Genomic DNA, 5,972 nt, shown 5'->3' on the forward strand with positions numbered 1-5,972 from the left:
TTGCTCGGAGCTTCCTTAGCTGCGCCTCCGCCGTGTTGTTCTTGTTATGCGTGAGTCGATTCGTGTTGTTTTTATTATGGGTGTCGTACTGCTTGTTGTTTTTCTTGTACTAAGCATATGGCAGAAGCTGTGCCAACTTTTGCGAAGCCCCGTAAACCGGGCGTTTGCGGGCGAAAGGCGGTTGTTGTTGGCATAAAAAAGCCGGGTCTGCGTTACCGTAAGACCCGGCTTTTGTTACGTGAAGTGTTTGCGGTAACAGTTTCTACCCGCTCTGCGCACCGCGTGCCAGAGCCTTTACCGCTTTTTACGTCTCGTTGGCGACGCCCTTGCGACGCGGAATGCCCAGACGCTGCCGACGTTCCCACAGACACTTGCGACTGACGCCCAGTTTGCGCGCCAGCTCGGTTTCAGTCATGTGGTCCTGATGCTCCAGAACGAAGTGCTGGAAATAGTCCTCAAGCGACAGGTCTTCGGCCGGCTCATTGCCCGTCGAGCCGGAAGCCCCTGGCAGCGGTGCCATGCCCATGTACTCGTCGTCATCCAGACCGTCGAGCTCGATATCGATGCCCAGCAGGTCTGCGGTGATTTCCGGGTTTTCGCACAGGATCACCGAGCGCTCCACCGCATTTTCCAGTTCGCGTACGTTGCCTGGCCAACTGTAATGGCGAATGGCTTGTTCGGCGTCGGGGGAAAACTTCAGGTCGTCGCGACCGACCTTGGCGCTCTGGCGTACCAGAAACGCACGGGCGATTTCCAGAATATCGCTGCCACGCTCGCGCAGGGCAGGGAGTTTCAGGGCGATGACGTGCAGGCGGTAGAACAGGTCTTCACGAAACTCGCCATTTTTGGCCAGTGTCTTGAGGTCGCGGTGGGTTGCGGCAATCAGGCGTACGTCGACCTTTTGCGATTGCACCGAGCCGACACGACGAATCTCGCCTTCCTGCAAAACGCGCAGCAGGCGTGCCTGGGCTTCCAGAGGCAGCTCGCCGATTTCATCGAGAAACAGCGTGCCCCCGTCAGCAGCTTCAACCAGACCAGCACGACCTGCACTGGCTCCGGTGAATGCGCCTTTCTCGTGACCGAACAATTCAGACTCGATCAGCGATTCAGGGATGGCCGCACAGTTGACCGAAATCATCGGCGCCTTGGCACGGCGTGACAGGTTGTGCAGGGCGCGGGCGACCAGTTCTTTGCCGGTGCCCGACTCGCCCTGAACCAGAACATTGGAATCGGTCGGGGCCACTTTGCGGATCTTGCTGTAGAGATCCAGCATGGGCGGGCAAGAACCGATGATGCTATTATTCTGTGCCGGGCCTTTTTCAGCGCCGTTAGCCTTGGCAAGGGCGTTACGCTCGTCCTGAAGACCCTTTACCGTCTGGCGATCACGCAGAATTCGTGAGACCGCCTGCAGCATTTCATCGTGATCGAAGGGTTTGGCGATGTAATCCACAGCCCCCATCTTCATCGAATCGACCGCTGAGCGCAGGCTGGCGTAACTGGTCATGATCAGCACCGGTTTGCCTTCGCCGAGCTTGATCAGTTCGGTACCGGGCGCGCCTGGCAGGCGCAGGTCGCTGACGATCAGATCAAAAGACGAAATGCTGAAGCGCTCCTGAGCTTCCTGAACGGAGCCGGCCTCACTGACTTCATACTGATTGCGTTCAAGCAGGCGACGCAGGGCTGAGCGGATAATCGTTTCGTCTTCGACGATCAAAATATGCGGCATTGATTCAGTTCTCTCGACGGTCTCAGTTCACGGTGGACGTCGCGTCGACATGACGTGGCAAGGTCACCCGAATACGGGTTCCACGCTGCTGCTCGGGATCGGCCGGGCTGTCGATAGTGATTTGTCCATAATGCTCTTCAACGATGGAATAGACCAGCGCAAGGCCAAGTCCGGTTCCTTCGCCAGGCTCCTTGGTAGTGAAGAACGGCTCGAACAATCGGTCCATGATTGCCTTTGAAATCCCACTGCCTTCGTCTTCGACGATCAGGTCCACCGTGTGCTCGGATACTTCGCTTCTGACCCTGACCGCACTGCCTGCCGGGGACGCATCGCGGGCATTGGAGAGCAGGTTGATCAGCACTTGTGCCAAGCGCTGCGGGTCGCCGACAGCCCAATGTTCGGGGTTGCACAGGTTATAGAAGTGTACTTCGAAATTGCGCCGGTTCAGCGCCAGCAGACCAATAGCATCCTGAGCCACCACAGCCAGACAAACGGCCTCGTCGCTGTGCTGGTGAGCCCCCGCGTGGGCAAAGCTCATCAATGACTGGACAATGCGCGACACACGTTTGGTCTGTTCAAGTATCTGACTGCTGATTTCTTTCAGTTCGCCGTCTTCTTCACGCTCTTCACGCAGGTTTTGCGCGAGACAGGCAATGCCGGTGATCGGGTTGCCGATCTCGTGCGCCACGCCTGCTGCCAGTCGACCAATGCTGGCCAGCCGCTCTGAGTGCACCAGCTTGTCTTCAAGCATCTGCGTGTCGGTCAGGTCCTCGACCAGCACCACCAGGCCACTGTTGCCCGGAGCGAGAGGCTCGTTGATGGCTGCCTTGTGCAGGTTGAGCCAGCGGGTCTGGCCGTCCAGACCGAGTTTCTGCTTGTGCAGATGCTCATCGGGCAGGCTGGCAAAGCCGGTCAGCAGGCTTTTCCAGGGTTCGGCAATGGTTTCCAGTCGCGAACCGACCACGCGCTGGGCGACGATGCCGGTCAGCTCTTCCATCGCCCTGTTCCACATCAGGATCTCCTGATCTTCGGCCAGCGAGCACACACCCATCGGCAGTTCCTGCAGGGTCTGGCGGTGGTAGCGGCGCAGGGCGTCGAGTTCGGCAGCAAGGCCGGTCAGGCGCGAGTGGTAGTCCTCAAGACGGCTTTCAATAAAATGTATGTCTTCGGTGACATATTTTTCGCTGCCCGATTTGTACGGCAGGAAGGTTTCCACCATGTCCTGGGCGACACTTGGCCCCATCAACCCGGACAGGTTGGCCTCGATCCTGTCGCGCAGGCGGCGCAGGGCATAAGGACGGCGCTCGTCGAATGGCAGGTACAGATCGCGCAGCGCCTGTTCGACTTCCTTCTGCGCGGCTTTCGCGCCCAGCGGCTTGGCCAGTTGGGTGGCGAATTCCTGGGGCGACACGGCATGCAATTCACGGCGTTGCGGGCGGCGCACGTTATCGACCGCGCAGGCCTCGGCGGCTCCGACTTCTTCAGGGCTGGCATTGGTGAACAGGGATATCAGGGTGAACAACAACACGTTGGCCGCGAGGGACGCGATAGCTGCCATGTGCCAGCTGGTGTCGTCCAGCACGTAGATCATGTTCAGCCAGGGGATATAAAAGCCCTGCAGGTTGCCGATCAGCGGCAGCAGCATGCTGACTGCCCAGACCGCAATGCCGGCCAGCAGGCCTGCGATGAAGCCTCGCCGGTTGGCGGTCGGCCAGTAAAGCACCGACAGTACGCCCGGCAGGAATTGCAGCGTCGCAACGAAAGCGACGATGCCGAGATTGGCCAGATCCTGCTGGGCACCGAGCAGCAGGTAGAAGCCGTAACCCAGAGCAATGATCGCCACGATCAGCCCGCGTCGCGTCCACTTCAGCCAGCGGTAGATGTTGCCCTCGGCTGGCGGCTGATAAAGCGGCAGCACCAGATGGTTGAGGGCCATGCCGGACAGCGCCAGCGTAGTCACGATGATCAGCCCGCTGGCCGCCGACAGTCCACCGATATAGGCGAGCAGGGCCAACGACTTGCTGTTGGCCGCGATACCGATCCCGAGGGTGAAGTATTCCGGGCTGGTCGTGGCCCCGAGTTTGAGCCCGGCCCAGAGGATCAGTGGAACAGCGAGGCTGATCAACAGCAGAAACAGTGGCAGCCCCCAACTGGCGCTGACCAGCGAGCGCGGGTTGAGGTTTTCAGTGAAGGTCATGTGATACATGTGCGGCATGACAATCGCCGAGGCGAAGAACACCAGCAGCAGGGTGCGCCAGGGGCCTTCCTGCAACGGCGTGTGCAGCGAGGCGAGGGCAGTCTGGTTCTGCAACAGCCACAGTTCCAGCTGTTGCGGGCCGTCGAACACGCCATACAAGGCGTACAGCCCGACACCGCCCAGTGCGATCAGCTTGATCAGCGATTCGAAGGCGATGGCGAATACCAGCCCTTCGTGCTTCTCACGGGTTGCGATGTGCCGTGAGCCAAAGAAAATAGTGAACAGGGTGATCAGCGCGCAAAACGCTACGGCCACCCGATCCTGCACCGGTTCGCGGGTCAGAATGCCGATGGAGTCGGCCACTGCCTGAATCTGCAAGGCCAGCAACGGCAGTACGCCGATCAACATGAATACGGTGGTCAGCGCACCAGCCCAGGTGCTGCGAAAGCGGAAGGCGAACAAATCGGCCAGCGATGAAAGCTGGTAGGTGCGGGTGATTCTGAGGATCGGGTAGAGCAGCACTGGCGCAAGCAGGAATGCACCGGAAACCCCCAGGTAGCTGGACAGAAAACCGTAGCCATACTGATAGGCCAGGCCGACCGTGCCATAAAACGCCCAGGCGCTGGCGTACACGCCCAGTGACAGGGTGTAGGTCAACGGATGACGGATGATCCAGCGTGGAATAAGGCCGTGCTCGCTGACCCAGGCTACACCGAACAGCACCAGCAGGTAGGCGGCGCTGACCATCAGCATCTGCGTCAGACTAAAGCTCATCGGCATCTCGCTGGCTCTGCAGAATGAAAGTCACCACGATCAGGATCAGCCACAGCATGTAGGGGCGATACCAGGCACCGGTCGCATCGATCCACCAGTCCATGATGGCCGGAGAGAACAGATAGATGCCTACCACCAGAAGCAAAACCAACCGGTATATGTACATCTGGTCTCCCTGTGCTGGTAGATGAGGAGCGGCATGTTAACGGATGCCGGATAACCTGCAAGCATACTTGCGTCGCAGTTTGCGGCGACCGCTCTGGATCAGTCTATCCGGGCTTCTTCAATATTGCGCAGTCTGGGGATCAGGTGGGCGTTCCAGTGGCGGATTCCCCAGGCAAGCACTTCCTGCGCGGTGCCATCGGTCATGTGCGTATCGAGTGGTTGCCCCAGTGCCCGCAATGCCCGAATCAGCAGAGGGGTGGCCTGTTCGGCCGGCAACGGTGGCGAGCGATAGGATTTGCCGAGCTTGTGGCCATCCGGCTGGGTGATCAGCGGCACATGCAGGTAGCGTGGCTGGGGCAGGCCCAGCAGTTCCTGCAAGTACAACTGGCGGGGCGTCGAGTCCAGCAGGTCGGCACCGCGCACGATATCGGTCACGCCTTGCCAGGCGTCATCGATTATCACGGCGAGCTGATAGGCATACAGGCCGTCGCGCCTGCGGATCACGAAGTCACCGCTTCCGCGTCCCAGGTGCATTTTGAATGTGCCCTGCACACGGTCTTCGAAGCGATATTCAAGCTCCGGGACCCGGATGCGGATTGCGGCACTCTCGGGCGCATGTCCCGCATTGCGGCAAAAACCGGGATACACGCCTTCAAACGGCTCGAGCTGTTTGCGTGAGCAGGTGCAGGCATAGGCCAGGCCATGATTGAACCAGCGCTGGAGTATTTCGGCGTAGGCATCATGGCGCTCGCTCTGCCGAGCCATCTCGCCATCCCATTCAAAGCCGTAGCGCTCAAGGGTTTCAAGAATCGCGGCTTGCGCGCCGGCCACCTCGCGCGGCGGGTCCAGGTCTTCCATGCGTAACAGCCACTGGCCGCCGACTGCGCGAGCGTCCAGATAGGACGCCAGCGCTGCGACCAACGAGCCAAAATGCAGATAACCACTGGGAGTCGGCGCAAAGCGCCCGATATAGGCCGGTTTTTTCATGGGCGGGATGTTACGGGTGGCTAGCTTGAGTGAGCAAGCGAAACGCGGTTGGTCTTCACGCGGACTCTCGTGACGATGTTCACTCTGCGCCGCGTTGCTCGTCCAAGACCGGACGCAGAGCGT

4 protein-coding genes are annotated in these 5,972 nt (G+C 59.8%); all 4 read right to left on the reverse strand.

Annotation, left to right across the window (positions count from 1 at the left end; translation table 11 throughout):
* Positions 1-304 precede the first annotated feature (304 nt).
* The 4 genes from ALO64_RS03865 to gluQRS all read right to left on the reverse strand — a co-directional run bounded on the left by ALO64_RS03865 (position 305) and on the right by gluQRS (position 5,849).
* Positions 305-1,726: a sigma-54-dependent transcriptional regulator gene (locus ALO64_RS03865; RefSeq protein ID WP_044345220.1), complete on the reverse strand. Its 1,422-nt coding sequence runs from the start codon at positions 1,724-1,726 to the stop codon at positions 305-307.
* Positions 1,727-1,748: 22 nt separating this feature from the next.
* Positions 1,749-4,703, reverse strand: a complete 2,955-nt coding sequence (locus ALO64_RS03870; RefSeq protein WP_005732364.1) for a sensor histidine kinase — start codon at positions 4,701-4,703, stop codon at positions 1,749-1,751.
* Positions 4,687-4,863, reverse strand: a complete 177-nt coding sequence (locus ALO64_RS03875) for a hypothetical protein (protein WP_002552060.1) — start codon at positions 4,861-4,863, stop codon at positions 4,687-4,689. The genes ALO64_RS03870 and ALO64_RS03875 overlap by 17 nt, the downstream gene beginning before the upstream one ends.
* A gap of 98 nt (positions 4,864-4,961) precedes the next feature.
* Complete coding sequence (gluQRS, locus tag ALO64_RS03880; RefSeq protein WP_044345218.1) at positions 4,962-5,849, reverse strand: tRNA glutamyl-Q(34) synthetase GluQRS; 888 nt, start codon at positions 5,847-5,849, stop codon at positions 4,962-4,964.
* Positions 5,850-5,972: the final 123 nt, after the last annotated feature.

Source organism: Pseudomonas meliae, from assembly GCF_001400515.1.
In the GTDB taxonomy this organism is placed as follows: Bacteria; Pseudomonadota; Gammaproteobacteria; order Pseudomonadales; family Pseudomonadaceae; genus Aquipseudomonas; species Aquipseudomonas amygdali.

Bases quoted from the DNA above. Each gene is read 5' to 3' on its own strand.
- ALO64_RS03865 (WP_044345220.1), bottom strand. From the start codon at position 1,726: ATGCCGCATATTTTGATCGTCGAAGACGAAACGATTATCCGCTCAGCC.
- ALO64_RS03870 (WP_005732364.1), bottom strand. From the start codon at position 4,703: ATGCCGATGAGCTTTAGTCTGACGCAGATGCTGATGGTCAGCGCCGCC.
- ALO64_RS03875 (WP_002552060.1), bottom strand. From the start codon at position 4,863: ATGTACATATACCGGTTGGTTTTGCTTCTGGTGGTAGGCATCTATCTG.
- gluQRS (WP_044345218.1), bottom strand. From the start codon at position 5,849: ATGAAAAAACCGGCCTATATCGGGCGCTTTGCGCCGACTCCCAGTGGT.